Genomic DNA, 25,545 nt, shown 5'->3' on the forward strand with positions numbered 1-25,545 from the left:
ACCAGAGGCCAGAGACCAGGGACCTGTGAACCTTTGGGCCGACGGCCGGAGAGCCGGTCGGGGCCGCCCGCTCATCTGTCCCGGTGGCTGCCCGTCGCCGGCGGGATGCCCTCGTCGGCGTCGATGCCGGGGGCGGGTTTGGTGGGTTGGCCCGGCATCGTATCGCCCGCGGCGAGGTGATCGAGGACCTCTGCCAGTTCCTGACAGGCACGCTGCACGGAACGTCGGGTGGCGCGCTGTTCGGTCACCATGGCGGACAGCAGCAGGGCGGTGAGAGCGGCGGCGCCGTTGAACGCCTGGAGCTTGGCCATGACCTCGATGGCCGACAGGTGGAGGAACGCGCCACGCTGCTCGTTCGCCTCGAACGTGGTCAGCACGGACGCGAACAGCGCGCAGAGCATGCTTCCGGCCAGTTGGAAGCGCAGCGCGGCCCAGATCAGCAGGGGAAAGATGAGGTAGAGCAAGCTCATCGGGCTGAACACGGCCAGCGGGACGAGCACCGAGGTCGCGAGGGCCAGGCACACGGCCTCTTTCCAGCGCCCGGCCCGGAAGGGGCCGGTCAGTCCCGCGAGCAGGAGCAGGAGCGGGGTGACGAGCAGGACGCCCATCGCGTCACCCACCCACCAGGCCAGCCACACGGACCAGAAGTCTCCGCTGTCCAGTTCCCCGGTCCACAGCTGTAACCCGACCCCCGTCGTGGAGCTGATCAGCATGGCTCCGAGTCCGCCGAGGAAGACGAGGGCGAGCCCGTCCCGCAGCCGTGAGACGTCGGGCCGGAAACCGACGCGGCGCAGCAGGAGGTAGGCGCAGAGCGGCGCGACGGTGTTGCCCGCCACGGTGACGAGCGTGGTGGCCTGGGGAGTGGTGAGGGACATGATGACGAAGAAGGAGCCGAAGGCGATCCCGGGCCACACCCGCACGCCGAAGACCAGCAGCGCGGCGACAGCCACGCCGGTGGGCGGCCAGACGGGTGTGACGACCACGCCTTCGACGACGAGTCGTCCCAGCAGACCGAGGCGCCCGACCACGTAATAGCAGGCGGCCACGGCCAGCGTGCTCAGGGCCGCCTCCATGGGCAGCCGGAACCGCCGAGTCACCAACACAGCAGCAATCAGACACCGGCCGCACCTTCTCGGCCATACGAGCGCCCCTGTCCGGGTCCGGATCGGGCGCTATCTCAGGGACCAGCAGCAACGTGCGTCACGTCCGCCGCAGCCGCCCCGCGCGGGACGGCCTCCCGGCCCCCTCAAGCGTCCGGTCGGCGCCGCCACGAGGGACCGCTGTCGTGGCCTACGACGAGGACCGCGGCGTCGTCCTCATGCCCCACCGTCTCGGCCAGCTTCATCACGCCGTTGGCGAGGGCGTCGATGCCCAGGCCGGCGACGACGGTGACCTCGGCGAGCCGCATCACCTGGCGCAGGCCGTCGTCGAGGCTCAAGGACGGGCCCTCCACCACTCCGTCGGTCAGCAGGACGAAGACTCCACCGGTGGTGAGCCGGTACTGGGCGACGGGGTACTCGGCGCCGCTGAGGACGCCGAGCGGCGGACCGCCCTCGCCTTCGGCGACACCGGAGCGGCCGTCGGCGGTGGCCCAGATGTGGGGAATGTGCCCGGCTCTCGCGCACTCGAGGAGGCCGGTGGCCGGATCCAGGCGCAGAAAGGTGCACGTGGCGAACAGGTCGGCGCCCAGGGAGATCAAGAGGTCGTTGGTACGGCCGAGGAGCTCGCCCGGGTCTCCGGTCACGGAGGCCAGCGCACGCAGCGCCACGCGGACCTGCCCCATGAATGCGGCCGCCTTGATGTTGTGTCCCTGTACGTCGCCGATGGACAGGCCGATGCGTCCCTCGGGCAGCGTGAAGGCGTCGTACCAGTCGCCCCCGACGTTGAGCCCGTGGGTGGCCGGCATGTAACCCACGGCCAGGCGGACGCCGGGAGGGCTGGGAAGGTCCCGGGGCAGCATGCCGCGCTGCAGCGCCACCGCCAGCTCGACCCGGGAACGCTGCATCTCCGCCAGCTCCCGTGCCCGGGCCGTCAGCGCCCCGAGCCTGGCAAGCAGCTCCTCGCCGTCGTCGGCCTCCCCGGTGCGGAACATCTGTCACTCCGGTTCCACGAGAACCCCTCGCGTCGGTCCGTCGGTCTTCCGGTCATCCACTGCGCGCGGCATCGGCGCAATTTGTCGTCCACTGTGCCCGCAGGTGACGGCGATCGCACCTTGTCAGGCCCTGCGACAGGGCGCCGCGATCGCGTACCGGCCTTGTCAGACGGCCCTGACGACGGTTCCGGCGCCTTCGAGCGCGCTCACCTCGCCGGCGGGTGCCCCGGTGTCGGTGACGAGGGTGTGCAGGTCCGCCGAGGGCCCGACGTAGGCGTAGGCGGTGTGGCCGAGCTTGGTGCCGTCGGCGGCGACGATGACGCGGCGCGCGGAGGCGATGCTCGCCTTCTTCACGGCCGCGTCGTCGAGGTCGTACGCGGTCAGGCCCTCGGCCGCGCTCAGGCCGCAGCAGCCGATGACAGCGGTGTCGAAGCGCAGCGCGGCCAGGGAGGCGAGCGCGAGAGGGCCGGTCAGAGCACCTTCCGCGGCGCGGGGCCGTCCGCCGGGCACCATCAGCGCGGCCGTGCCCGGAGGGTCGCTGAGCGAGTGGATCGCCTGCAGGGACAACGGCATCACGGTGACCGGCCGCCCTCTCAGCAGGCGGGCGACCTCCAGGCAGGTGGTGCCGCTGTCCAGCAGGACGGTCTCGCCGTCGGCGATGAGCGAGGCCACCTCGGCCGCGATCCGCCGCTTGGCATCGACGGCCTCGCGGGAGCGCAGCGCGAACGGCGGCTCCTCGCCCCTGAGCAGCAGCGTGCGCGCCCCGCCGCGGACCCGTTCGAGGACGCCCTGCGCGGCCAGTGCGTCGAGGTCGCGCCGGATGGTCATCTCCGAGGCACCGGTGAGTTCGGCGAGTTCCTGGACCGTGACACTGCCCGACTCCTTGACGGCCTGCGCGATCAGCCCGTGCCGGTCTGCGTTGCTCATACCGCGATTGAACACCACCCTTGAACGAACATGCAAAGTGTTCGAAGTGACAGTTTACGAACACCACATCTGTTCGTTACGGTTCCCGCATGGAACATTCGCTGCGATCCGCCCGTGTGGCGACCTTCGTCTACTTCATCCTCTGCGGCACCCTCATGGGCGCCTGGGTGGTGCACATCCCCGCCATCGAGGAGCGCGTGGGCGTCAGCCACGCGACGCTGGGAGGCCTGTTGGTGCTGCTGGGCCTGGGAGCCTTCATCGGCATGCAGGTCGCCGGGCGGCTGACCGACCGGCTCGGCGCGCGCGTCGTGGTTCCGGCCTCCGGTGTCCTGTGCGGCGCGACCCTGGTGCTGCCGGGCCTCTCCCGGGACGCCTGGACGCTGACCGGCGCTCTGCTGGTCTTCGGGTTCTGCAACGGCTGCCTGGACGTGAGCATGAACGCCCACGCCGTACATGTGGAGAAGGCCTACGGCCGGCCCGTCATGTCGGCGTTCCACGCCACGTTCTCGGTCGGCGGCGTCATCGCCGCGCTGGTCGGTGCGGCTGCCGCGAGCGCCGGACTGAGCCCGGCCGCGGGCATGGGCGCCATGGGAGCCCTGGGCATCGTGACCGCACTGGCGGCGAGCCGCGCCCTGCTGCCTTCGGCGCCGCCCTCTGCCGACTCCGGCTCGGCCGAGGGTGAGCGGGCACCGGCGACGGAGCGAGGCGGTACCCCGGGACGCATCTGGGTTCTCGCCGCCCTGGCGCTCATGATCATGCTGTGCGAGGGCGCCGCCAACGACTGGAGCGCCCTGCACATGAAGGACGTCCTGGGCACGCCCGCGAGCACCGCCGCCTTCGCGTACGGCACCTTCGCGGCGACGATGACGATCGGCAGGCTGCTCGCCGACCGGCTCGCGGCCCGGTTCGGGCCGGTGGCCGTCCTGCGTCACGGCTCGGCCGTGGCCGCGGTCGGCATCGCGCTCGTGACCATCGCCCCGTGGGCATGGGCCGCGTTCCTGGGGTGGGCGCTGTTCGGTCTGGGGCTGTCCGGCTGCGTGCCTCAACTGTTCAGCGCGGCGGGGCATGCGGACCCCGCCGCTGCCGGTGCCAACGTCTCGCGCGTCGCCGGCCTCGGCTATGTCGGCATGCTGGCCGGCCCCGCCGTCATCGGCTGGCTGACCCATCTCGTTGCCCTGAACCACACCTTCGTACTGCTGATCCTGCTGTGTGCGGTCGCTGCCGCGGCGGCCGGGATCCTGCGCACCGGATCCGACCGCACGCGCGAGCCGGCACCGAGCAGCCTCTGACCGCCTGTGCGGCACGGACCCTGACCCCCGTGCCGCGCAGGCTCCCCGCCCCGGCCGACCGGGCCGTACGCCAGAAATCACCGCCCGACACGAGGAGCCCTCGATGCCCCTGCCCGAGACAGACACCGCTCCCACGCGTGGCCGTGTCGGTGTCCTGCTCCCCCGCGACCTGCCCGTGAGGGAGGTGCTGCCGTTCGCCCGGCGAGCAGAAGAGCTGGGGTTCGACCAGATCTGGGTGGTGGAGGACCTGGGCTGGCGTGGCGGCATCGCCCAGGCCGGCCCCATCCTCGCCGGCACCACCGGCATCACCGTCGGAATCGGCATCATGCCCGCCGGTGCCCGCAACGTCTGCTTCGCCGCGATGGAACTGGCCACCCTCGCCCAGCTCTTTCCGGGCCGGCTGATCGCCGGCATCGGCCACGGAATGCCCGACTGGATGCGGCAGGCCGGAGCCTGGCCCGACAGCCCCCTGACGCTGATCAAGGAGTACACGACCGCGCTGCGCCTGCTCCTGCGCGGCGAGCCCGGTCCGGCAGGCGGCCGTTACGTGCGCTGCGAGGGCGTCGTCCTCACCGAGACACCCGACGTCGCGCCTCCGGTCGTCCTCGGCGTGCGCCGCCCCAAGTCACAGGCCGCCGCGGGCCAGGTGGCCGACGGGCTGCTCCTCGCCGAGCCCGCGGCCCCCGCCTACGTCGCCGCCTCGCTACGGAATCTGGGCAGCCCGTCCGACGCGGGCACCCCTCACGTCGTCACCTACGACGCCGCCGCCGTCGACGAGGACGAGGACGCAGCCGTCGCGCGCGTCCGGGACGCCCTGAGCGTCATCGGTGAGCCGGACTGGGCCGCGCACATCGCCCCCTTGCCGTTCGCCGCTGAGCTGCGCGAGCACCGCGCCGCCTGCGCCGACGCCCGGCAGTTCGCGCGAACCATGCCCGCCGCCTGGGTCCGACAGCTGAGCATCGCAGGTACGCCCGGCCAGGCACGCGAAGCGATCAGGGCCCGCCACGCGGCAGGCGCGACCAGCGTCGTCCTCGCCCCGACCGGCCCGGACGCCCCGGCGTGCCTCGACTCGCTCGCGCGCGTCCTGGACCCCCACTCCTGAGCCGACCCCTTAGACACGGAGGCACCTGCCGCCATGCCCACCGACCGACACATCGTCCTCTTCGACCTTTTCGGGGTCATCGCCCGCCACCAGCGCCCGGGCGCCCTGCAGAAGATGGCCGCCCGCTGCCACGCACCGACGCGCACCTTCACCGAGGCCTACTGGGCCTGCCGCCCGCCCTACGACGCCGGCCGGCATTCCGCGTCCGCGTACTGGACGGCCGTACTGCGAACGCTGTCGCTCCCCCACGACGCCGACACGATCGAGGAGTTGCGGCTCACCGACATCGACAGCTGGTCACGCGTCGACGACCGCATGGTCGCCTACGTGCGCTCGCTACGGGACGTGGCCGAGGTCGCCCTGTTGTCCAACATCCCGTCGGACCATGCGGATGTCTTCCTCACCGCGCAGCCCTGGCTGCACGAACTGGACCACGTCGCCTTCTCCGGAAAGATCGGTGCGGCGAAGCCGGACCCGGCAGCGTTCCACCACTGCGTCACCGCCCTGCAGGCCGCACCCGCGGACTTCCTCTTCATCGACGACCGCGAGGAGAACGTGGGCGCGGCGCGGGCCATCGGCATGGAGGGACATGTCTTCACGGGACGGGAGGAGCTGGCAGCCGTCGTCGACAACTGGCTGCCGACCGGCACCACGTGACCGCCACGGATTCGACCGCCGCACGAGGCGTAGGAGTAGTTCCGGGAGTATTTTGACTGCGGCCGTATTGCCGCTGGCAGGAGCCTGCACGACCGATCACGCCGACGATCACGCAGCCGCGAAGAGGGCGACCGTCCACGCCGCGTCGAAGACGTCGAGCTCCCCCGTTCCCACGAGCTCTGAACAGATCCCCGTGAAGGTCGCGCCGGAGCTGGAGCCGGGAGAGACGCTCGCCGCGCGCCAAGGCGAGACACGCGGAGGCCGCATCTTCGCCTTCCCAGGTGGCGAGAGGGGGAACGCCCTTGTCGTCGCGGTGCGGTGCAAGGGGAAGGGCGAGATGAAGGTGGACCTGGAGCCCTTGCGGTCCACGTTCTCGTTCGCCTGCGTCGATGGCGAAGTCCGCACCACGTACAACCAACTGGACGTCTCCGGCGCGGAGAAGAACGGCACGGTCTCCGTCAGCGCACCCTCGACGATGACGTGGTCGATGCCCATCGGCCGCGGCGAGCCGGCGCAGGAGGAGGGAAGGGACGGATAGGGCGAATAGTGCGGATAGGGGAACCCGTTCCGACGGAACCGGCTCCAACTCGCCTTCGAGTTGCCGGATCAGAGCCGAAGCATCCGGTTGCGCGGCACCTGAGAGGCGTGGCGTCACTCTTGGAACAGCGCCCTGGCCCGCTGGAGTTGCGCTACTTGGACTCGACACCGGCCAACGGTGCGGTGCCGGCGGCCAGTTCCGCGCACGCGGCCTCCCACGTCAGGCTTCCGGGCCGGAACTGGCTGTGCAGGTAGGCCGCGCTGAGGCGGGCCACGGCTGCCACCCGCTCCGGGTTCTCGTCGCTGGTCTCCTGGGCGTCGTAGCCGGAGATTCCGCCGAGGAGGTGCTCGGCTCCGAAGACGGTGAGCAGGGCCTTCGGTGCGGGTGCGAGTCGGTAGGGGTCGGCGTGCCAGTCGGGGCCGACCGAGGTGAAGTGCTGGGAGTCGTCCTTGTCGCCGGCCACGACGAGCGCGGGCGTTGTCATGGTGGAGAAGTCGATGCCGTGGAAGAACGGCACCTGCGCCGCCATCCATCCGGTCAGGACGTCCTCTCCGCCTCGGCCGGGGGCCGCGAGGAGCACGCCCTGCTTGATGCGGGGCTCCAGGAAGCTCACCACCTCACCGGTGTCCGGGTCCGTGACCGTGGCGCCGAGGAGCAGGCCGGCAGTGAAGCCGCCCAGGGAGTGTCCCGAGACCGCCACGTTGTCGCGGTGGAGGCGACCGGCCAGTTGGGGGACCTCGTTCTCGATCTCGCCGAGGTGGTCGAGGATGTGGCTCATGTCCGTCGCACGGGACTGCCAGAAGAAGGGTGCGCCGGGGGCGTCGGAGAGCTTCGCGGCTAGGGTCCGTGAGCTGAGGTGCGTGGGCTGGATGACCACGAATCCCGCCGCGGCCCACTGGTTGACCAGCGGTGCGTACCCGTTGAGCGAGGACAGATTGTTGGATGCTCCGTGCCCGTGCGAGAGGAGGATCACCGGCAGGTTGCCGCCGGCGGCGGGCGCGGTCACCCGGACCTGGAGGCTGACGGGACGACCGGGGATCTGGAAAGTCACCGGGCTGTAAGACAGGACCGGGGCGTCGGGGTCGAAGGTGGCGGAGGACATGAAGGTGCCCCTTCCGTGTGTTGGCGCTGCCGCGCACAGAGCAGGAGCGGCAAGAGGACGGCAGGCTCCGCGTGGCGTACCATTCAAGCGGAGCGACGTTCCATTTCATATTCGGAGCAGCGTTCCGCTTTGTCAACCCGTGGCAGGAAGGAGTCGGGGATGACGCCCCCCGAACCCGCGCAGGCAGGGGCGCGCGGCAAACGGTCGGACGCGCAGCGCAACCAGAAGATCTTGCTCGCGGCGGCCGCCGACGTGTTCGTCACGTCGGGAGTCGACGCCCCGATCCGGCAGATCGCCGCCAAGGCGGGTGTCGGGATGGGCACCATCTACCGCCACTTCCCCACCCGCGCCGACCTCGTCACCGCGGTGTACAACCACCAGATCGAGGAATGCGCGCAGGCCGGGCCGGTGCTCCTGGCCGACTGCGCCAGCCCCTTCGAGGCGCTGCAGCGGTGGGTGGACCAGTTCGTCGACTTCCTGGTCACCAAGCACGGCCTGGCTGACGCGCTGCAGTCCGACAGCAGCCGCTTCGCCGCCCTGCACACGCATTTCCTGGACCGTCTCGTCCCGGTGTGCGGTCAGTTGCTGGACGCGGCCGTCGAGGCCGGTGAGATCCGGGACGGCTACGAGCCCTTCGAGGTGATGCGCAGCATCGGGAACCTGTGCATCGGGCGCGAGACCGATCCCCGTTACAGCCCGCGGCGCATGATCGAGCTGTTGCTGCAGGGGCTCAGGCGGCCTCGCGACGTATGACGGTGCACGAGGCAGGGGGGGGGCGGGCGCGTGAGAGAGCGTCACGCTGGTCGCCTACCTGCTTAGGTCCGGCCTGGTCAGGTCAGAACCCCGGGATCTCGGCTCGCCGCAGGTGCAGTTCGGAGCGGACGAGTTCGCGGAGACGCCCCGTCCAGTTGCGCCCTCGGCCAGCGTTGTCGCCCCAGAAAGCCGAGTCGATGTCGTCGTAGATGAAGGCGGCGTCGTCGGTGGCCAGCAGGATCTCGGCGAGCTGTGGGTGCTGCTCGTACTTGGCGCGCAGCAGACGCGTCATGACGGCGGTCCGGGAGTGTTCAGTTCTGCGTTTGCCGATCATCCGGTGATTGTGGCGCAGTGTCCGTCGAGGACGAGTCTCAGTCTCATTCGTCGTAGCGGTAGTTGTAGTAAGCGGTAGCGGTAGTTGTAGTAGCCGAGCGAGGCTCGGGGGGGGGTGTAAGGGTTCTGTCGTGGTGCAGCCCGATGTCGTCGCTGCCGCGGGGCGGGAACGCGTCGAGCTGGTGGGGTACCCGTTCGGGTACGGGCCGGCGACCGCGGAGCGGCTTCCCCATACGGGGTTCCGCCTGGTGTTCGCGCGTGACGACGGCCCGGTCGCGCGGCGTCGCGCCGAGAGGACGGTGGCCCGGCTGCGGGCAGGTGGTCCGGTCCGGTGCTGCCGGTGGTGGACCTGCCGCCTCCCATGCCTCCGCCGCCCGCCGTTCCGCCTCGGGACGCGCCGCGCCGGGCCGCCCGCCCCTGGGCCGCACCCACTCCCCCGCCGCCAGGCACTCCGAACACCTGACGTGCCCCACAACCCGGCGCGTTGAACTGCTCCCCGGGTCACGGCGGCGGCCCGCGCACAACGGCTGACGGCTCCTACCGCTTGGAACGCCCGCTTCAAAAGTCCGGCCGGGCGTGGTCGGCGCAGTGCCGTAGCGCGCTGTCGTACCGGTCAACGGCCCAGGCCAGCGCGTAGCGGTTTCGCAGCTGCCTCCCTGTATGACATCGATGTACGTCGATACGATGCGCACGGCCGTACTTGCCCTGTGGTGGGGGCTTCGAGTGCTCCGACCCGACGGGGGTGTGCTGTGAAGTCACCGATGGATCCCTGGAAGGCACTGAACGAAACCGACGGCGACTCCGTCGGCCGGCAGTTCCAACAGCCCGGACTGGCCTTGCGGGCCGGTCCGTTCGCGCTCGTCGCCGTCGTGGCCACGGTCAGCGTCCTGGTGCCGGACATCGACATGCAGTCCTGGCTGGAGTACTGGGTCAGCGTCGGGCTCCTGCTTGTGTGCGTCGGCGCCTTCTTCCTGCCGTGGCAGCGGCTTCCGGCGTGGACGCCGGTTCTGGTGCCGCTGCTCTACACCGGTTCCGTCCTGGAACTGATCCTCGCATCGGGCGTGGCCTCCGGCGTGGGACTCGTACTGCTGGTCCCGCTGATCTGGTCGGTGCTGTTCCACCACCGGTGGGAGTCGGCGTGCGTGGTGGTGGCGGTGGTGACGGTCCAGGCGGTGTCGTCGGTCGCTCAGGCGACGCCCGGAGCCGTGGTCGGCAGGCGGCTGCTGCTCTGGAGCGCGCTCAGCGTACTGATCGCGGTGGCCGCTCATGGACTGCGGGACCGAATCAGCGGCTCCCAGGTGACCAACGCGGCGTTGCAGGCCGAGGTTCGCGAGCTGTCCCTGGCCCGGGAACGGGACCGTATCGCAGCTGATCTGCGCCAGAGCGTGGTGCGGCGAATCTTCGACGCCGGGCTGAGCCTGCACGGCACGGCCGCGATGATCGGCGAGGGGCCCGCACACCAGCGGCTGATGCACGGCGTGGCCGAGCTCGACGGCGTGATCCAGGCACTGCGTGAGAGCGTCTTCGACCTGGGCGAGGATGCGGATATGGCGATCGATGCGGCTGAGGAATCCGCACCCGACGAGCACTGATTCCGACGACCGGCGGGGCCCGGCCGGCCTGTCCTCCGCCCTTGTGGGCCTTGTACCGGCGCCGTGACGCGTCCGTCTCCGCGCCACTTCACGCGATGGCCATGGCTAGACGACGGGGCGACGGGGCGACGGGTTAGTGCCCGCCGCGGGGGTGTGCTTCGAAAGTGGATCAAGCTGGTGTGCCCTCGGTGCCAGAGACTCAACAACACCGCGACGTAGGCCCTCCTGACGGTGACTCCGACGAGAAATCGACATTGCCCGCGTTCTTGAACTACGTCCGTGAAGCGGTGGCCGCGAAGGCGCAGGGCCTTGACGACGGACACGGACGAGCGCCCGGAGTGCCCTCTGGCACCAGTGTTTTCGGCCTGGTCAAGCACCTGACGGCAGCAGAGCTCTACTGGTTCGCCTGGGCCTTCGAAGGGGCCGATATCGAGCATCCGGACTTCAGCATGAACCTCTCCGAGGGGGACAGCGCGGACAGTCTCCTCACTGGCTATCGCAGTGCCATCGAACGGTCCAACGAGATCATCGAGCGCTGTGCCGACTTGAACCAGCCGAGTGCTCGGGCGGCAGGCGCAGCGGACATGGTGCAATCGATGCGGTGGGTGCTGGTGCACATGATCGAGGAGACGGCTCGCCATGCGGGTCACGCCGACATCCTGCGTGAGCGGAGTGACGGTGCCGTCGGCAGGTGACGCACTGCCTCGCCCGATCTCAGGTGACCCACGAACGGCAGGCGCATCAAGGCCGACCGGGTCGACCAGGCCGGCATCTTCGCCCATGGGGACGGCCTCTAAGCTGCGCCCATGACGGCTGCCTTGTTGACGTGCCGCGACCCGCTCCGGGCGCGTCTGCCCGACCCGCACTTCGCGGCCGCGGTCGAAGCGGCCGAGGTCCTGGGCCGTGACGTCGCACTCATCGATCATGACGCCCTGATGCAGGGAGGCGCCGGCGAGGCCGTGGCCAGGGTGCCACGCGGTGTCGGCCCGCTCTGGTACCGGGGCTGGATGCTGCCGAGCAGTCGCTACGCCGAACTGGAAGACGCGCTGGCCGAGCGCGGCACCACCCTGGCGACCGACGCACTGCAGTACCGCAGGGCTCATGAACTGCCCGGCTGGTACAAGACGTTCGCTGCCGTGACGCCCCGCAGCGTCTGGCTCCCGGCACAGCCAGGACAGGCCCTTCCGGCCGCGCGCCTCGCCGAGCTCGCCGCGTCCCTTGGCTCTGGGCCCGTCGTCGTCAAGGACTACGTCAAGTCCCGCAAGCACGAGTGGGACGAGGCCTGTTTCGTACCCGACGCCGCCGACACGGAGCAACTGGCCGCCGTGGTGCGGAACTTCGTCGAGCTGCAGGAGGAGTTCCTCGCCGGAGGGATCGTCCTGCGCACCTTCGAGGAGTTCACCGGCGACGAAGTCCGGGTGTGGTGGATCGACGGCAGCCCGGCTCTGACAACCGCGCATCCGGACGCGTACGGGGACGGGGCCTCGCGGCTGGTGCCGCAACTCGACCACGTGGCACCGCTGGTGCGCGCCCTCGGCTGCCGTTTCGTCACCACGGATCTGGCCCTGCGCTCCGACGGCGTGTGGCGCGTCGTGGAGGTCGGGGACGGTCAGGTCAGCGACTTGCCCGCGACCGTGGCTCAACGGCTGCTTCTGGAGCCTTTGTTGACGTCGCAGCGGAGCTGACGCTGGCGGCTTGCTTCCGTCCGCAGAGGCCCGACAGGAGCACGTCCGGAGCTTCGCCAACAACCGATCCACTCCTCAGGGCGGCACGCACCTGGAGGGTTTCCGGCGCGGGGTGACCGCTGCGATCAACGCCTGTGCGCGGAGGATGCGCCTGCTGTCGACAGCCGACGCCGATCTCAGCTCCGCTTCCGTCAGCGAAGGTCTGACAGCGGTCGTCTCGGTGAAGGTGGACAGCCCGGAGTTTCATGGGGCCACACGGGGTGGACTGAGCAACACTTCTGTACGTTCCTGCATGGAGACAGCCGTCCGAGAGCACCTCGGCACCTGGCTGGAGGAGCACCCGCCGCAGGCCGCGACCATCATCACCCGCATCATCCAGAGCGTTAGGGACATCTGAGGCGCGGCGGCACCAACACATCCCCGCCTCTTCAAGCGGCCCTCTCCGCGACCTGCGTGCGCAGTGCCTCCAGCAGCCAGTCGTGGGCCGATCCCGGTGTCGGTTCCGGGCGGCGTCCCACCGGGGTGATCACCTGGGTCACCAGCTCCCAGTAGTGGTCGATCCGTGGGTCGTTGGAGAGCTGCCGCGCCAGTTGCCGGCGGAAGCCGGGGGTGTCGCGCCCGCCCTGGACGCGTGCGTAGGTGTCCACGAATCCGTCGAGCGCCTGGCCTGCTCGCGGGGACCGCTCGGCGCGCAGCTCAGGGCGGGCCAGGTCGTAGGCCTCCGCCAACCCCGCGTAGAGGATGGCCATGTCGCGCGGGCTCGCGTGCTGGTGGGCCGCGGGCTGCGTGGGCCGGTCCGGTGTGCACGGGCGGGACACGAAGGCGTGGAGGCGGGCGAAGGCGAGGACATGGTGCGGGTGGGGCGTCTCCGGGATCGGGGGGACGGTGGCGTCGAGGAACGCGGCCATCGCTTTGGCGGGCATGCGCACGGGCAGCCAGGCGCGCCAGAACCTGGCCATCGCCTGCGTGCTCGGCGGGGTGCTCACGGCGCCGATCAGCCGTAGCCGCTCGGCACGTTCCTCGGGCGGGCAGGTGTGGACGAGGTGGAGTGCGGCCTCCTGCCAGCGCAGCGCGCTGAGCTGGGAGCCGAGCGTGCTCAGTTGGGCGGCGACCGCGTCCTCGAACGCCGTCCCGGCACCGTCGTCCGCCGCCTCGTCCAGCACCCGGCGCACTTGCGGGAGTGCGAGTCCGAGGCCGCGCAACGAGCGGATCAGGCGCAGTTGTTCCAACGCGTCGGGGCCGTAGCGGCGGTGCCCACCGCTGCTGCGCGGGCGCTCAGGGAGCAGTCCGCGCTCGGAGTAGAAGCGGACCGTCTTGACCGTGGTGGCCGCGCGCTCGGCAAGCTCGCCGATGCTCCACGACCCGTCGTCCGGAAACAGCACTTGAACCTCCCTCAAGGGGAGTTTCTAACCTACCCGCGAGCGAGCCCGAAAGCCGGTCCCGTCGGTTTCGGGGCACATCGAGCAGGGAGAGGGCATGAGCGTTTTCGTTCTGGTTCCAGGGTTCTTCAACGGCGCCGAGGTGTGGGCGGGGGTGACCCGGCGTCTGGCGGCGACGGGTGCCGAAGTGCACGCGGTCGACCTCACGGACGCCGACGGTACCGGTCACGGCGGTCCCGGTGACGGAGTCGTCCTCGGCACACATATCGAGCGGGTCGTCGCGGCCATCGACGGCGCCGGGGCGGGTACAGGGCGCGACATCGTGCTCGTCGGACACGACTACGGCGTGTACCCGGCACTGGGCGCGGCGGACTGCCGTGCGGAGCGGATCGACCGCATCGTCTACGTGGATGCCGCCGTGCCGGGCGACGGCATGCCGGCCCTGTCGGCCGTGCCGGACCAGTCCCTGCGCGCGCAACTGGCCTCCGGCAGCGCTCAGGGCGATACGTTGCCGGTGCCCGCGCCCGATGACTGGCAGCTCTGGGGCAGCACCCGGGGCGTTCCCGCCGCCGAACTGGAGCGGCTCACCGCCCTGTCCTCGCCGCAGCCTCTGGGCACCTTGGTCCAGCCGTTGAAGTTGACGGGTGAGGCGGCCGCCATCCCCACCACCGGTGTCCTGTGCCACTTCAACGGCGCGAGCATCGAGTCGGTCCGGACACTGGTCCGTCTCGGCAATCCGGCCCTTCAAGCGCTGGTGCACCCGGATGTGACCTTCTTCGAACTGCCCACCGGACACTGGCCGATGCTGTCCTGTCCCGACGACTTCGCCGAGACGCTCGTCAAGGCGGCGGCCGGTGAGGGTGAACGCCTCGGCACCCCGCAGGACGGGGAGACCCGGCCGGCCGAGGAGCCGCGCTCCTTCCTCCTCGACGTGCCGGCCCTTGCCCGCGAACGGCACGGCGATCTCGACCTGTATCTCCCCCGCGAGCCGGCGGACGAGCCGCTGCCGGCGGTGCTGTTCGTGCACGGCGGGCCCGTGCCGCGCGGGATGCAGCCGACGCCCCGCGACTGGCCGGTGCTCACCGGCTACGGCCGCTACGCGGCCTCGCGCGGAGTGGTGGGCGCCACCCTGGACCACCGCCTGCACGACGTGACGGACTACGCCGTGGCCGCGACGGACCTGGCCGAGGGAGTGGCGGCCCTGCGGGCCGATCCCCGTGTCGACGCGGAGCGGATCGCGCTGTGGTTCCTGTCCGGGAGCGGGCCCCTGACCGCCGAGTGGCTGGACGGGCCTCCGGCCTGGCTGCGTTGTCTCGTCGCCTGCTACCCGATCATGGCGCCGCTGCCGAACTGGGGTGTGCCCGTCGGCCGTTTCCGTCCGGCCCTGGCGGTCCCGGCCGCCGCCGCGCTCCCCCTTGTCGTTCTCCGTCCGGAGCTGGAGCAGCCCGTGATCGCGGCGACGGTGGACGAGTTCCTGCAGGCGGCGGCCGCCCATGACAAGAAGGTCGAGGTGATCGACGTGCCCCGGGCACGCCACGGCTTCGAGGACCTCGATCACACCGAGGAGGCGCGTGATGCCGTGCACCGCGCGATGACGCACGTCCTCCACTGCCTCCTCACCGGGGCCACCGACTGACCGGCCGGAGTCGGACAGCGGGGCAGTCGCAGACCGGGGTCGCGCATGACGTCCGACAGCCGCGGGTGTTCAGGGGCTCAGCTGGTGACAGCCGCGGCGCTTCCCGCGGAGATCGCGGCCATGGTCCGCATGACGGCGCTGTTCACCGCTTCGGCGCCCCAGCTGACCTGCTCCAGCTCCTTGGCGCGCCGGTAGACCTTGCCCGACCAGGGGATGGAGCGGTGCAGGCTGGGCAGGGTGCCGCTCGCGGAGAGCAGCCCGACCAGTGCTGCGGTACGGGCGTCGGGCTCCGCGTTGTCCACCAGGACCGCCCGCACCTTCTCGACCAGGGCCTTCTTGTACTCGGTGTCCACGATCGTCGTCGACGTCGAGGAGAAGACACCCAGCCGCTCCTTCTTCTCCTGGCGCAGCATGCCTCGCTCGACGAGCCGGTCCAGCACGGTCCCGCGCAGCCCGGTGCCGATCTCGATGAGAAGGGTCTGGACACCGCGCAGCCGTTCGGCGACCTTGCCGTCGGCGCTTTGGAGCAACGGGTCGATGAGCGGCGCACCGGCGACGGCGTGCACCTTCAGGCCGTTCAGCCCGGCATCGTTCTCGTCGACCCTGACACGCCCTTTGAGACCGAGCTCGACGAGCACGGCGCCGCCCAGGGTGTAGTAGAGCGTGCCCTCTCCTGCGATGGTGCCCGACTTGTCGTCCATCATCAGTAGCAACAGGTCCTCGACGAGGAGCGGCTCGTTCTGCTTGGTCTGCCTCTGCATGGTCAGCCTCTGCATGGTCAGCCTTTCCGGCCGGTGTCATCGGGTGGTTCGGTTTGTGTGTAGGGGTTCGGATGGCGGTGTGCGGTGTCAGGAACAGGGGCCCTCGTGTCCCAGCCTGCCCCGCACGGCCGGTGAACGCCCGCCCATGGAGCCGGTCCGGCTCACAGACTCCATCCTCGTGATCGGCAGGTCCGCGCCCCCGATCGCGTGCCTGAAGGCCATCGACAGCCCGGCGGCGTGGCGGGCGGGGTCGAAGGCGTCACGGCGGGTGGCTGCGAGGAACGTGGCACGCCCGGTACAGGGCGAGCATCTGCTGGGCGCGCGCCCGGTCGCCATCGGTGAGCCGGTCCATGGTGCGGGTCCTTTCCATGACGGGCGAGGCGCCCGGCGGGAGCTGTCACCGCCCACCGCACACTGTGCCGTCGCGGCACAGTCAAGAAGCGCATGACGCGCGCCGCCCTCCATGCCCGCCCGCATCCGACGGGCTTGACCGTGCCGCTACGGCATGGTGTGCGCTGGAACCATGGCCTGGAGCACCCGAGAGATCGCCGAGCTCGCCGACGTCAGCCTGCGGGTGGTCCGGCACTACCACGAGGTCGGGCTGCTGTCCGAGCCCGAGCGGCGCAGCAACGGCTACAAGCAGTACGGCGTCGCGCACCTGCTCCGCCTGCTGCGCATCAAGCGGCTGACCGACATCGGGTTCTCGCTGGCGCAGATCGCCGCCATGGGCGAAGGCGACGAGCATCCGGTGGAAGCGCTGCACACGCTCGACGCCGAACTCGCGGCCATCATCGAGCGCCTCCAGCGGGCCCGTGCCGAACTCGCCCTGATCCTGCGCCAGTCACTGCCGGCCGACCTGCCCGGCGAGCCGGCACCGGGCGCCCGGTCGCCATGTCTGCTGCCGACCGCTCCTTGTGCACCGTGATGACGCGCGTCGTCGGGCCCGCCCCGCGACAGGCCTACGCCGACGTGATGCGGGACCACTCGGACGACGAGGTGGACAGGGAGTTCGCGCTGCTGGGCACCGACTCGGACGAGCGGATCCGTCAGGATCTCGCCGCGCGCATGCTGCCCGGCACCCGGAAACTGTTCGCCGAGCACCCGGACCTGGCCACAGCCCACGTCGACACCCCTCGCGGCGAGACGTACGCGAGGAAGACGATCGGGACGGCCCTGAGCGAGCTGTACAACCCCGCACAGATCCGGTGATCGCGGCGATCAGGCGTGCGGCGGCGTCCGGCACATCCGGGTCCTGGTAGGCCGCCTCACGCAGGCTCAACGTGATGTTCGGGGCGGCTTGCCGGTCGGCGCTCCGCCGATACCGCTCCGGCCGTCCCGCTGCCTCTCGGGCGACCGATGCGGGCGGACCGGGCCGAGCCAGTTCCTGCGGTGGCGCTTCACCGTCGCGGTCGTCGTCGCCGTGTCAGCCGACGAGCAGCACGAGCTTTCCGCGCACGTGACCGTTCTCGCCGACACGATGCGCCTCCGCTACCGCGGCGAGCGGAAACGTCTGCGCGACCGGGAGCGAGAAACGCCCGGTGTCGACCAACTCGCCGATCTCGGCCAGCACATGGACCGCGCGGCCGGAATCTCCACGGCTGAACCTCACGCCGTGCTTCTGCGCGCCCATGAAGTCGGCGACCGTCAGGACGTGTTCCGGGCCGCCCGCGAGCCCGATGAGTTCGGGCAGCACCCCGCTTCCGGCGACGTCGAGCGCGAGGTCGACGCCGTCGGGCGCGAGCGCGCGGACCCGGTCGACGAGACCCTCGCCGTACGCGACAGGCTCGGCCCCCAACGCGCTCAGGTACGCGTGGTTCGCCGGACTGGCCGTGCCGATCACGCGCGCACCGCGCACGACGGCGAGTTGAACGGCGGCGCTGCCGACGCTTCCGGAGGCGCCGTTGACGAGCAGCGTGCTGCCGTTCTCGACGCCGAGTTGGTCGAGCGCGCGCGTGGCCGTCTCGATGGCGGCCGGCAACGCGGCGGCTCCGGGGAAGTCGAGTGACCGAGGGATCGGGGCGTAGAAGGACAGCAAGGCCCGTTCGGCCTGAGCCGCCCCTTCGACGGAGAAGCCGAACACTCGGTCACCGACGGCCGCGTCCGTCACGCCCTCGCCGATTTCGTCGACGACGCCCGCGGCTTCGTACCCCATCGTCTGCGGGAGCTCGGGATCCATCTGGCCGCTGCGCTTCTTCCAGTCGCTCGGGTTGATCCCGGCCGCGCGCACCGCGATCCGCACCTGCCCTGGGCCCGGATGCGGATCGGGGAGTTCGACGATCTCGAGGACCTCCGGGCCCCCGAACCGGCTGAAGCGGGCTGCCTTCATCGATCGCTCCCCTCTCGCCCCGAAAGTGTCGCGCTTGCAGCGCACTCGACGACAGCGAACCTCGTTCGCCACGATGACTCCAGGTTACAAGCGACGATCTTGGACCGCACCGCCGACCAGACCGTTCGGAAAGCATCCAGCCGGTCACGGGGCCGTTCGCTGGCGTACGTCGGGGAGGGTCTGCAGGCTCTACGGAGAGGAGTGGTGGCACATCTTCCACGCGCACTACTCCCCCTTCCGTGCGGCCGGCTTCTCCCTCTCCGGCCGAACGATCGCCGTGGCGACGAGCAGCAACCTCTCCCTGTGGACGCGTGGAACTGTTAAAGCCCCAGCACCTCGCCGTACTTGATGGCCCCGTCGGGCAGGGCGAATCCGAACGGGGTCAGCGACTTGCCCACCGGGTACGTCTCCTCCGTGCTGCTCGGCACGAACCAGACGCCGCCCGACCTGGGCTCACCGGCGTTCTCCCCGGGCGCGCTCACCGCGGTGTCCCACAGGCCGTCGTGGTTGTAGTCGCCGACGGCCACCTGGGCGCCGAAGCGGTCGCCGGCCTCGGCAGTGCCGGGCATGTTCGTGGTGCTCTGGCTGCGGGCCAGACCGCCGTAAAGGCCCTGCTCCGTGCCGTTCAGGGTGACGTAGCCGCCCGCGTCCTTGACGGTGCCCACGTCCTCGCCGGGTACGCCGACGACCAGTTCCGGACGGCTGTCGCCGTTCAGGTCGCCCGCGGCCAGCGCGGCGCCGAAGTCGTCGCCCTCCTCGGCGGCGCCGCCGACCTCCGGGCTCGACTGGGTGATGCACTGGCTCTCTGCGCCGAAGTGCGCGGTCCTCGAGCCCTTGAGCACGAGCACCGCACCGCCGAGCCGGTTCTCGCAATGCGTGGTCTCCGACTCGGGGTTGGGCTGGACGAGGCCGATCGCGAGGTCCTCCGTACCGTCCCGGTCGAAGTCTGCGGCGGCGAGCGAGCTGCCACGGTCGGCGTCGGCCCACCACTGGGCGGGCTTGGCCCGGCCGTCCCAGCGCGTGATGAAGGTGCCGGAGTCCTCCATGGCCCTCCAGGTGGTGGCGAGGTCGTCCCGGCCGTCGCCGTCGAAGTCGCCGGTGGCCAGGTCGACGGTGCCGCCCCCCATGCCGTAGCTGCGCAGGGTGGTGGTGGTCGCCTGGTCGGTGGTGAGCGGGCCCGGGCGGAACCGGAGCGAGCCGTGCTCCTCGCCGCTCTCGCCGTAGGCAAGGTCGGTGACGCCGTCGCCGTCGTAGTCGCCCGTGGCGATGGTGCTGCCGATCTTGCTGAACTCGGACGTGCCCCTGGCCAGGGTGGTGCCCTTGACGTTCCATCCCGAGCCGTCCAGGACCGTGATGGTGCCCTCGTCCCTGAGCTGTTCGGAGGTGAGCGACTCGCCGCTCGCGCCGACAACGAGCTCGAAGACGCCGTCACCGTTCACGTCGACAGGTGCCACGGAGGACCCGAAGCGGTCGCCCGCCTCGGGCGTGCCGGGGATGCCGGCCTCGGCCTGGCTGATCACACCGGTGGACTGGCTCGGGCTCTGCGGGCCGCCATAGATCACGCTGACGTAGCCGGCCTTGACCTTGCCGTCCACCGTGGCGTCGGGCATGCCGACAGCGATGTCCGCGTATCCGTCGCCGTTGAAGTCGAACCGCGGAGTCGTTGCGGCGGCGGCGCTCCCGGCGAGCGGCAGGGTCAGACCGGCGGCGGTGAGGGCCGCTGCGGCGGCGGTGACGGCCAGGGTGCGTGCACGCACGAGGGAACTCCCGTAGTCGAAGGGGGCAATGAGAGCGACGGATCTCGGAGATGTGACTCACGAGGTGCACGAAGGGTTGCGTGACGGCAGCCGAAGATCCACGGCCTCGTGGGGAGCGGGGCGCTGCCTCAGAAGGGAACGGCCAGCCCGGCTTCGCGCAGCTGGTGCAACGCCCGGCCCATGCACTCGGCGACGGAGGAACCATCGGCTCGCATGCCGGCGGACAACGGCCCGCCGCCGGCAGCGAAGGTCCACGCCGGCAGGCCGTCGCGCAGGCGCTCCGCGTCGACCCGGATCATGGCCCCCACGCCCTGCTCGCCCAGCCATTCCAGGATGAGCAGCGTCGCATCCTCGACGCCGCTCTCCAGGTCCACCTTGGGCCGGCGCCCCATCCCTTTCCCCATGGCCACAACACTACTCAGAGTGCCGAATGGCCCTCATCGTGCACCCCGCCCCGGGATTCGTCCCGCCGGATCTGCGCCGTTCGCCACCCTGTGCCACCGTTTGAGAAGAGAGCGAGGCGTGCGCACCCCCCAGAGCGCCGCCTCCCACTCGAGACGGCAGAAAGGTGACGTCGCCATGAAGCTCAAGGACGAGCTGCCCACGGACCACAAACTGGCTCAGGTGTACCGATGGGGCGCCGCGTTCTGCGGCGTCGTACTGCTGGTCTTCGGATGCCTGGGCTTCGCCGATCAGCTCAGCCCCTTCGACACCGACGGCAGCCACATCGCCGGGCTGAGCACGAACGGCGTCCTCAGCCTCATCTCCGTCATCGTCGGCCTGGCCCTCGTCGTCGGTGCCGTCATCGGTGGAAACTTCGCGTCGACCCTGAACATGACTGTCGGGACGCTCTTCCTGATCAGCGGCTTCGTCCATGTGTTCATCCTCGACAAAGGCGCCAACGTCCTGGACTTCGGCATCTCGAACGTCATCTTCAGCTTCGTGATGGGCCTCGTGATTCTCGTCTTCGGGATGTACGGCCGCGTCTCCAGCCGGCTGCCGCACGACAACCCCTACTGGAAGCGGCGTCACCCCCGGGAAGCCGCCCGCGAGGCCGCGGCCGCACGTCGTGCCGCTTCGCCCGCCCTGGCCAAGAGTCCGGGCGCCCTTCCTCACGGCACGAAGTAGCCGTCGGAACGCCGGGCCGCTCAGCCACCCCGGTGACACGGGCAGCCGTACAATTTGAGGTCGAATGACCCCGGGAGACACGACCCGGGGGCGGCGACGATGCGAGGGGGACCCGTGCCAGGGCAGCGGTCCATCAGCGAGGCGGAGAAGCTCGCGGAGGCGAAGCTCGGCGGCATCGCGATCCGCCGAGAGCAGATGGCCGCCGTGGCGAACATCTACCGGGCCGCGTCCGCCGTGCGCCAGCATCTGGAGAACTCGGTACTGCGCGGCTCCGACCTCACCTGGACCGCGTTCGTGGTGCTGTGGGTGGTCTGGGTCTGGGGCGAGTCGGAGACCCGGCACGTCGCCGAGGAGGCGGGCATCTCCAAGGGGACCCTGACCGGCGTGGCCCGCACGCTGGAGTCGCGCGGGCTGCTGGCCCGTGCCGGTCATCCCACCGACGGACGGCTCGTGCTGCTCACCCTCACCGAAGAGGGCGAGGCCTTCATGCGTCAGGTGTTCCCGGCGTTCAACGACGAGGAGGCGTTCGTCACGTCGCGGCTCAGCGACGACGAGTGCCGCAGTCTCGCCGACGGGCTGCGCAAGGTGGTGCTCCAGGTCGAGGAGGGCGGCGAGGAGCGTCGCCAGTCGCTGCTGAACGGCGAGGCCCCCTCGCCCCGCCGCAGCGGGCGCCGCTCCAAGGGCTGAGCCGGCGAAGACTCGACCGGCTCTCTGTCAGCCCCTTTCGGCCGCGGCCTGTACCAGCGCGTCGAAGAGGCGCTGCTGGGCCGGATCCTCGTGCGCGGTGTCCTCCGGGTGCCACTGCACGGCCACGAACAGGGCGCCGGCGTCGGTGAGTTCGACTCCCTCGATCGTTTGGTCGGCGGCGCGGGCGGTGACGTGGAGCCCCTCCCCCAGGCGGTCCACGTGCTGGTGGTGGTAGCAGGAGGCCTCCGTCTTGTCCGCCCCGGTGATACGGGCCAGGGCCGAGCCGGGGGCCAGGGAGACGGGGTGGCGGACGTGGCGGTGTTCGCTTCGGGGGCCGCCCATGTCCTGGTGGAGTGTCCCGCCCAGAGCGGTGTTGACCACTTGGAGGCCCCGGCAGATCGCCAGCAGCGGCAACCCGCCCGACAGTGCCTGCCGGGCGACTTCCAGGTCGAACGCGTCCTGGAGGTCGTCGACGTCGTAGACGGTCTCGTGTGCGTGGGGCGCGCCGTATCGGTGCGGTGCCAGGTCGCCGCCGCCGGGGAGCAGGACTCCGTCGAAGCGGGCGAGCCGGGTGGCCACGTCGCTCTCGGCCGGATCGGCGGGGTGCAGGGTGACCGGTTCGCCGCCCGCCCGCCAGACGGCCTCGATCAGGGCGCGGGCGTTGACCTCTGCGGCGTAGCGCAAGGCTGATGTGGTGGCGGAGAAGCGCGCGGGGATCGCGATGAGCGGGCGTACGGGCGTCGTCACAGCTGGATCCAGGTCGTCTTCAGTTCCATGTACTTGTCCAGGGCGTGGGCGGACTTGTCGCGTCCGTTGCCCGACTGCTTCATGCCGCCGAAGGGGACGGTCAGGTCGCCCTCCTCGTAGCAGTTGACCCACACCGTGCCGGCCTTCAGGGCGCGCGAGACCTGGTGCGCGGTCGACAGGTCGGAGGTCCACAGACCGGCCGCGAGGCCGTACTCGGTCGCGTTGGCGAGGGCGACGGCCTCGTCGAGGTCGTCGAAGGTGAGCACGGAGAGGACCGGGCCGAAGATCTCCTCGCGGGCGAGCCGGCTGTCCGGGGCGACCTGGTCGAAGACGGTGGGTTCGAGGTAGGTACCGCCGGTCTCGGGGAGGGTGCGGGCGCCGCCCGTGCGGACGCGGGCTCCGTCGTCGGCGCCCGCGCGGACGTGGTCGAGTACGCGGGCGAGGTGGTGCTCGCCGACGAGGGCGCCCATCTCGGTGGCCGGGTCGAGCGGGTCGCCGACGCGCAGGGCGCGGGCGCGGGCCACGACGGCTTCGGTGACCTGTTCGGCGACGGACGTGTGGACGAGGAGGCGGGAGGGCGCGGTGCACATCTCGCCCTGGTTGAAGAAGATGCCCCAGGCGGCGGTGGCCGCGGCCTTCCCCAGGTCGGGGGCGTCGGGAAGGATGATGTTCGGTGACTTGCCGCCCAGTTCGAGCCAGACCCGCTTGAGGTTGGAGTCGGCCGCGTAGTGCAGGAACCGGCGGCCGACCGCCGTGGATCCGGTGAAGGCCAGGACGTCGACGTCGGGGTGCAGGCCGAGTGCGCGGCCGGCCACCGGGCCGGTGCCGTTGACGACGTTGAGCACGCCCGGCGGCAGTCCGGCCTCCAGGGCGATGCGGCCCAGGAGCAGGGCCGACAGGGGCGAGTTCTCCGAGGGTTTGAGGACCACGGTGCAGCCGGCGGCCAGCGCCGGGGCGATCTTCCAGCCGGCCAGGGTCAGCGGGAAGTTCCAGGGCACGACCGCGCCGACGACACCGGCGGGCTCGCGGGTGACGAGGGCGAGGGCGTCGTGCGGGGTGTGCGGGGACGCGTCGGTGAGTTTGTCGGCGAGCTGGCCGTACCAGCGGAAGGTGTTGATGACGGCGCGGAGTTCGATGTCGTGGGCGTCGGTGACGGGCTTGCCCATTTCGAGGCTGACGGTGAGCGCGAGCTCCGCCCGGTGTTCGTCGAGGAGTTCGGCTGTGCGGATCAGGACGCGGCCGCGTTCGGCGGGTGCCATACGGGGCCAGGGGCCCTGGTCGAAGGCGCGGCGTGCGGCGGCGACGGCGGCGTTCACCTCGGCCTCACCGCCGTCGGCGACCGCCGCGAGGACCTGACCGTCGCGTGGCGAGATCGTGGCGAACTCGGCGCCGCCGCCCGACTCGTCGGCGCCGTCGATGAGATGCGCGCCTGTCGGGTGGAACGCCTTGGCCCGCTCGAGCCATGTCTCATGGGTGGGGGTGGTCATGCGGTCCTCCAGAGAAGGGGCCGGAACGAAGGGGCCGGACAGGGGAAGGCGGAGCGAGTGGCGCCGACCGCTCGGCACGCGGCCGGGTCCCGCGTGCCGAGGGGAGGCGGGTCAGCCGGCTGCTCGGCGCCGGAGACGTTCGTTGGCGACGCCGAGGGCGAGAACGACCGGGACCGTGACCAGCCAGAGCGCGGTGCTCGTCTCGCCACCGATGAGGGTGGTGAAGTTGGCGAGGATGAGCCAGATCGCGCCCGCGATGCCGAGCGCGCCGAGCGCGGGGGCGATCAGCGTGTTCCAGAGGCGGTTGTCGACGCGACGGCGACGGAAGAACACGAGGACCGATATCGAGGTCAGCAGGTAGAGCAGCATCATCGCCAGGACGGCGAGGCCGCTGAACCAGGAGAAGAGGGTGAGCACCGGGTCCTTGCCGGCCAGCGCGAACGGCACGACCAGGAGCACGGCGACCACGGTCTGGACGCAGCCGGCCGTCCACGGTGCGTGCCGCGTGTTGAGGCGGCACAGCCGTGCGGGCAGCTGCCCGTCGCGGCCGAGGGCGAACAGATAGCGGTTGGCGGAGTTGTGGAAGGTCAGGATGCCGGCGAAGAGGGACGTGGCGAGGAGGATCGGCAGGACGTCGTCGACCCAGCCGCCGAACTGGTCGGCGATGGGGGCGAAGACGAACCCTGCCGAGTCCCCGGAGGCCAGCGCCTCCCCCGCGGCGCCGGGGGCCTTCGAGGCGCCGTAGGCCGAGATCAGCATCCAGGAGATGAGGGCGAAGAAGCCGGTGACGACGAGGACCGAGAGGTACGTGGCCCGGGGCACGGTCTTCTTCGGTTCCCTGGCCTCTTCCCCGTAGATGGCGGTGGCCTCGAACCCGAACATCGATGCCACGGCGAACATGACGGCGACTCCGGGTGCGCCCTGGAGCGCCGCCGACGGGGAGAAGCTGTCGGCCGCGCCGAGTCCTTCGGGACCGCCGCCCTTGAGCAGAGTGACCAGGCCGAAGACGAGCAGGATGCTGAACTCGGCGAGCACGAACACGGCCAGCACCTTGGCGCCCATCTCGATGCCCGCGGCGCCCAGCGCCTGCACCACGGCCATGGTGACCAGGGTGTACACCCACCACGGCAGGTCGAGGGCCGTGTGGTCGGCGACGAGCGCGGCGACGGTCGCGCCGTACAGCCCGTACATCGCCGCCTGGATGACGCAGTAGGCGAACAGCGCGACGCTCGCGCTGCCGGAGCCTGCGGTGCGGCCGAGTCCGGTGCCGATGTACGTGTAGAAGGCTCCGGCGTCCACGACGTGACGCCCCATGGCGACGAAGCCCACGGAGAAGAGCAGGATCACGGCTCCGGCCAGCACGTAGGCGGCCGGTGTGCCGGACCCGTTGCCGGTGGCGATCGAGATCGGGGCCGCTCCGGCGATGCCCGTCAGCGGGGCCTGACCGGACAGTACGAAGAAGAGGATGCCCAGAACGCCCAGGGCGTCGGGTTTGAGCGTGGCTGCAGTGGGGGCGTCCCGTACGGTCCGCTCGGCGGAAACCGTCTGACTGTCCACTCGGATCACC

At 70.8% G+C, this 25,545-nt stretch carries 26 protein-coding genes and 1 pseudogene; 14 read left to right on the plus strand and 13 right to left on the minus strand.

Annotated features, from left to right (window positions below; all coding sequences use genetic code 11):
• Positions 1-71: 71 nt before the first annotated feature.
• The 3 genes from ACQUQD_RS01335 to ACQUQD_RS01345 all read right to left on the minus strand — a co-directional run bounded on the left by ACQUQD_RS01335 (position 72) and on the right by ACQUQD_RS01345 (position 3,019).
• A complete protein-coding gene (locus ACQUQD_RS01335; protein WP_428957420.1) occupies positions 72-1,073 on the minus strand; it encodes an MASE1 domain-containing protein in 1,002 nt (333 codons plus the stop codon).
• A gap of 173 nt (positions 1,074-1,246) precedes the next feature.
• Positions 1,247-2,092, minus strand: coding sequence for a PP2C family protein-serine/threonine phosphatase (locus tag ACQUQD_RS01340; RefSeq protein ID WP_428950021.1), 846 nt, complete (start codon positions 2,090-2,092; stop codon positions 1,247-1,249).
• Positions 2,093-2,257: 165 nt separating this feature from the next.
• On the minus strand, positions 2,258-3,019 hold the full coding sequence (locus ACQUQD_RS01345; protein WP_428950022.1) for a DeoR/GlpR family DNA-binding transcription regulator: 762 nt from the start codon (positions 3,017-3,019) through the stop codon (positions 2,258-2,260).
• Positions 3,020-3,108: 89 nt separating this feature from the next.
• Between ACQUQD_RS01345 and ACQUQD_RS01350 the strand changes: the two genes are divergently transcribed.
• The 4 genes from ACQUQD_RS01350 (at position 3,109) to ACQUQD_RS01365 (ending at position 6,605) form a co-directional block, all read left to right on the plus strand.
• Complete coding sequence (locus ACQUQD_RS01350; protein WP_428950023.1) at positions 3,109-4,308, plus strand: MFS transporter; 1,200 nt, start codon at positions 3,109-3,111, stop codon at positions 4,306-4,308.
• A 103-nt stretch (positions 4,309-4,411) separates the two neighbouring features.
• Positions 4,412-5,410: an LLM class flavin-dependent oxidoreductase gene (locus ACQUQD_RS01355; protein WP_428950024.1), complete on the plus strand. Its 999-nt coding sequence runs from the start codon at positions 4,412-4,414 to the stop codon at positions 5,408-5,410.
• Positions 5,411-5,443: 33 nt separating this feature from the next.
• The gene (locus ACQUQD_RS01360) at positions 5,444-6,067 is read left to right on the plus strand and encodes an HAD family hydrolase (protein WP_428950025.1); all 624 of its coding nucleotides are present in this window, start codon (positions 5,444-5,446) and stop codon (positions 6,065-6,067) included.
• A gap of 193 nt (positions 6,068-6,260) precedes the next feature.
• Complete coding sequence (locus tag ACQUQD_RS01365; protein ID WP_428950026.1) at positions 6,261-6,605, plus strand: hypothetical protein; 345 nt, start codon at positions 6,261-6,263, stop codon at positions 6,603-6,605.
• 151 nt (positions 6,606-6,756) lie between these two features.
• On the opposite strand, the gene ACQUQD_RS01370 is transcribed toward ACQUQD_RS01365, so the two are convergent.
• Positions 6,757-7,707, minus strand: a complete 951-nt coding sequence (locus ACQUQD_RS01370; protein WP_428950027.1) for an alpha/beta hydrolase family protein — start codon at positions 7,705-7,707, stop codon at positions 6,757-6,759.
• A gap of 159 nt (positions 7,708-7,866) precedes the next feature.
• Here ACQUQD_RS01370 and ACQUQD_RS01375 point away from each other — a divergent pair, with 159 nt between their 5' ends.
• Entirely contained in the window at positions 7,867-8,460 is a 594-nt protein-coding gene (locus ACQUQD_RS01375; RefSeq protein ID WP_428950028.1) for a TetR/AcrR family transcriptional regulator, read from the plus strand.
• Positions 8,461-8,542: 82 nt separating this feature from the next.
• On the opposite strand, the pseudogene ACQUQD_RS01380 reads toward ACQUQD_RS01375, so the two are convergent.
• Positions 8,543-8,776, minus strand: a pseudogene (locus ACQUQD_RS01380) (NADAR family protein); the annotation flags it as partial.
• Positions 8,777-9,554: 778 nt separating this feature from the next.
• Between ACQUQD_RS01380 and ACQUQD_RS01385 the strand changes: the two are divergent.
• From ACQUQD_RS01385 to ACQUQD_RS01400, 4 genes are all read left to right on the plus strand, one after another.
• Complete coding sequence (locus ACQUQD_RS01385; RefSeq protein ID WP_428950029.1) at positions 9,555-10,385, plus strand: hypothetical protein; 831 nt, start codon at positions 9,555-9,557, stop codon at positions 10,383-10,385.
• Positions 10,386-10,651: 266 nt separating this feature from the next.
• Positions 10,652-11,080 (plus strand): DinB family protein, encoded by a 429-nt coding sequence (locus tag ACQUQD_RS01390; RefSeq protein WP_428950030.1) that lies wholly within the window; start codon positions 10,652-10,654, stop codon positions 11,078-11,080.
• 111 nt (positions 11,081-11,191) lie between these two features.
• Positions 11,192-12,070 carry an ATP-grasp domain-containing protein gene (locus ACQUQD_RS01395; protein ID WP_428950031.1) on the plus strand — a complete coding sequence of 293 codons (879 nt, stop codon included), beginning with the start codon at positions 11,192-11,194 and terminating at the stop codon, positions 12,068-12,070.
• A 10-nt stretch (positions 12,071-12,080) separates the two neighbouring features.
• Positions 12,081-12,467, plus strand: a complete 387-nt coding sequence (locus ACQUQD_RS01400) for a hypothetical protein (RefSeq protein WP_428950032.1) — start codon at positions 12,081-12,083, stop codon at positions 12,465-12,467.
• Positions 12,468-12,498: 31 nt separating this feature from the next.
• On the opposite strand, the gene ACQUQD_RS01405 is transcribed toward ACQUQD_RS01400, so the two are convergent.
• Positions 12,499-13,452: a MerR family transcriptional regulator gene (locus tag ACQUQD_RS01405; protein WP_428950033.1), complete on the minus strand. Its 954-nt coding sequence runs from the start codon at positions 13,450-13,452 to the stop codon at positions 12,499-12,501.
• Between the two features lie 94 nt (positions 13,453-13,546).
• Here ACQUQD_RS01405 and ACQUQD_RS01410 point away from each other — a divergent pair, with 94 nt between their 5' ends.
• Positions 13,547-15,085 (plus strand): alpha/beta hydrolase, encoded by a 1,539-nt coding sequence (locus tag ACQUQD_RS01410; protein WP_428950034.1) that lies wholly within the window; start codon positions 13,547-13,549, stop codon positions 15,083-15,085.
• Between the two features lie 77 nt (positions 15,086-15,162).
• Here ACQUQD_RS01410 and ACQUQD_RS01415 read toward each other — a convergent pair whose 3' ends face one another.
• Positions 15,163-15,846, minus strand: coding sequence for a GOLPH3/VPS74 family protein (locus ACQUQD_RS01415; protein WP_428950035.1), 684 nt, complete (start codon positions 15,844-15,846; stop codon positions 15,163-15,165).
• 523 nt (positions 15,847-16,369) lie between these two features.
• Between ACQUQD_RS01415 and ACQUQD_RS01420 the strand changes: the two genes are divergently transcribed.
• Together ACQUQD_RS01420 and ACQUQD_RS01425 are read left to right on the plus strand one after the other, a co-directional pair.
• The gene (locus tag ACQUQD_RS01420; protein WP_428950036.1) at positions 16,370-16,771 is read left to right on the plus strand and encodes a MerR family transcriptional regulator; all 402 of its coding nucleotides are present in this window, start codon (positions 16,370-16,372) and stop codon (positions 16,769-16,771) included.
• Complete coding sequence (locus ACQUQD_RS01425) at positions 16,768-17,055, plus strand: hypothetical protein (protein WP_428950037.1); 288 nt, start codon at positions 16,768-16,770, stop codon at positions 17,053-17,055. Before ACQUQD_RS01420 ends, ACQUQD_RS01425 begins: the two co-directional genes overlap by 4 nt.
• 214 nt (positions 17,056-17,269) lie before the next feature.
• Here the strand turns inward: ACQUQD_RS01425 and ACQUQD_RS01430 are convergent, their stop codons facing one another.
• The 3 genes from ACQUQD_RS01430 to ACQUQD_RS01440 all read right to left on the minus strand — a co-directional run bounded on the left by ACQUQD_RS01430 (position 17,270) and on the right by ACQUQD_RS01440 (position 20,333).
• The gene (locus tag ACQUQD_RS01430; protein ID WP_428950038.1) at positions 17,270-18,172 is read right to left on the minus strand and encodes an NADP-dependent oxidoreductase; all 903 of its coding nucleotides are present in this window, start codon (positions 18,170-18,172) and stop codon (positions 17,270-17,272) included.
• A 320-nt stretch (positions 18,173-18,492) separates the two neighbouring features.
• Positions 18,493-19,929, minus strand: coding sequence for an FG-GAP repeat protein (locus tag ACQUQD_RS01435; protein ID WP_428950039.1), 1,437 nt, complete (start codon positions 19,927-19,929; stop codon positions 18,493-18,495).
• Between the two features lie 128 nt (positions 19,930-20,057).
• Positions 20,058-20,333 carry a hypothetical protein gene (locus ACQUQD_RS01440; RefSeq protein WP_428950040.1) on the minus strand — a complete coding sequence of 92 codons (276 nt, stop codon included), beginning with the start codon at positions 20,331-20,333 and terminating at the stop codon, positions 20,058-20,060.
• Between the two features lie 175 nt (positions 20,334-20,508).
• Here ACQUQD_RS01440 and ACQUQD_RS01445 point away from each other — a divergent pair, with 175 nt between their 5' ends.
• A complete protein-coding gene (locus ACQUQD_RS01445; protein ID WP_428950041.1) occupies positions 20,509-21,057 on the plus strand; it encodes a DUF4383 domain-containing protein in 549 nt (182 codons plus the stop codon).
• Between the two features lie 114 nt (positions 21,058-21,171).
• Positions 21,172-21,744, plus strand: coding sequence for a MarR family winged helix-turn-helix transcriptional regulator (locus ACQUQD_RS01450; protein WP_428950042.1), 573 nt, complete (start codon positions 21,172-21,174; stop codon positions 21,742-21,744).
• Positions 21,745-21,771: 27 nt separating this feature from the next.
• Here the strand turns inward: ACQUQD_RS01450 and ACQUQD_RS01455 are convergent, their stop codons facing one another.
• From ACQUQD_RS01455 to ACQUQD_RS01465, 3 genes are all read right to left on the minus strand, one after another.
• A complete protein-coding gene (locus tag ACQUQD_RS01455; protein WP_428950043.1) occupies positions 21,772-22,491 on the minus strand; it encodes a gamma-glutamyl-gamma-aminobutyrate hydrolase family protein in 720 nt (239 codons plus the stop codon).
• On the minus strand, positions 22,488-23,978 hold the full coding sequence (locus tag ACQUQD_RS01460) for an aldehyde dehydrogenase (protein ID WP_428950044.1): 1,491 nt from the start codon (positions 23,976-23,978) through the stop codon (positions 22,488-22,490). The genes ACQUQD_RS01455 and ACQUQD_RS01460 overlap by 4 nt, the downstream gene beginning before the upstream one ends.
• 111 nt (positions 23,979-24,089) lie before the next feature.
• Complete coding sequence (locus ACQUQD_RS01465; protein WP_428950045.1) at positions 24,090-25,535, minus strand: APC family permease; 1,446 nt, start codon at positions 25,533-25,535, stop codon at positions 24,090-24,092.
• Between the last annotated feature and the right edge of the window lie 10 nt (positions 25,536-25,545).

Origin of the sequence: Streptomyces sp. cg35 (assembly GCF_050410835.1) — a bacterium.
In the GTDB taxonomy this organism is placed as follows: domain Bacteria; phylum Actinomycetota; class Actinomycetes; order Streptomycetales; family Streptomycetaceae; genus Streptomyces.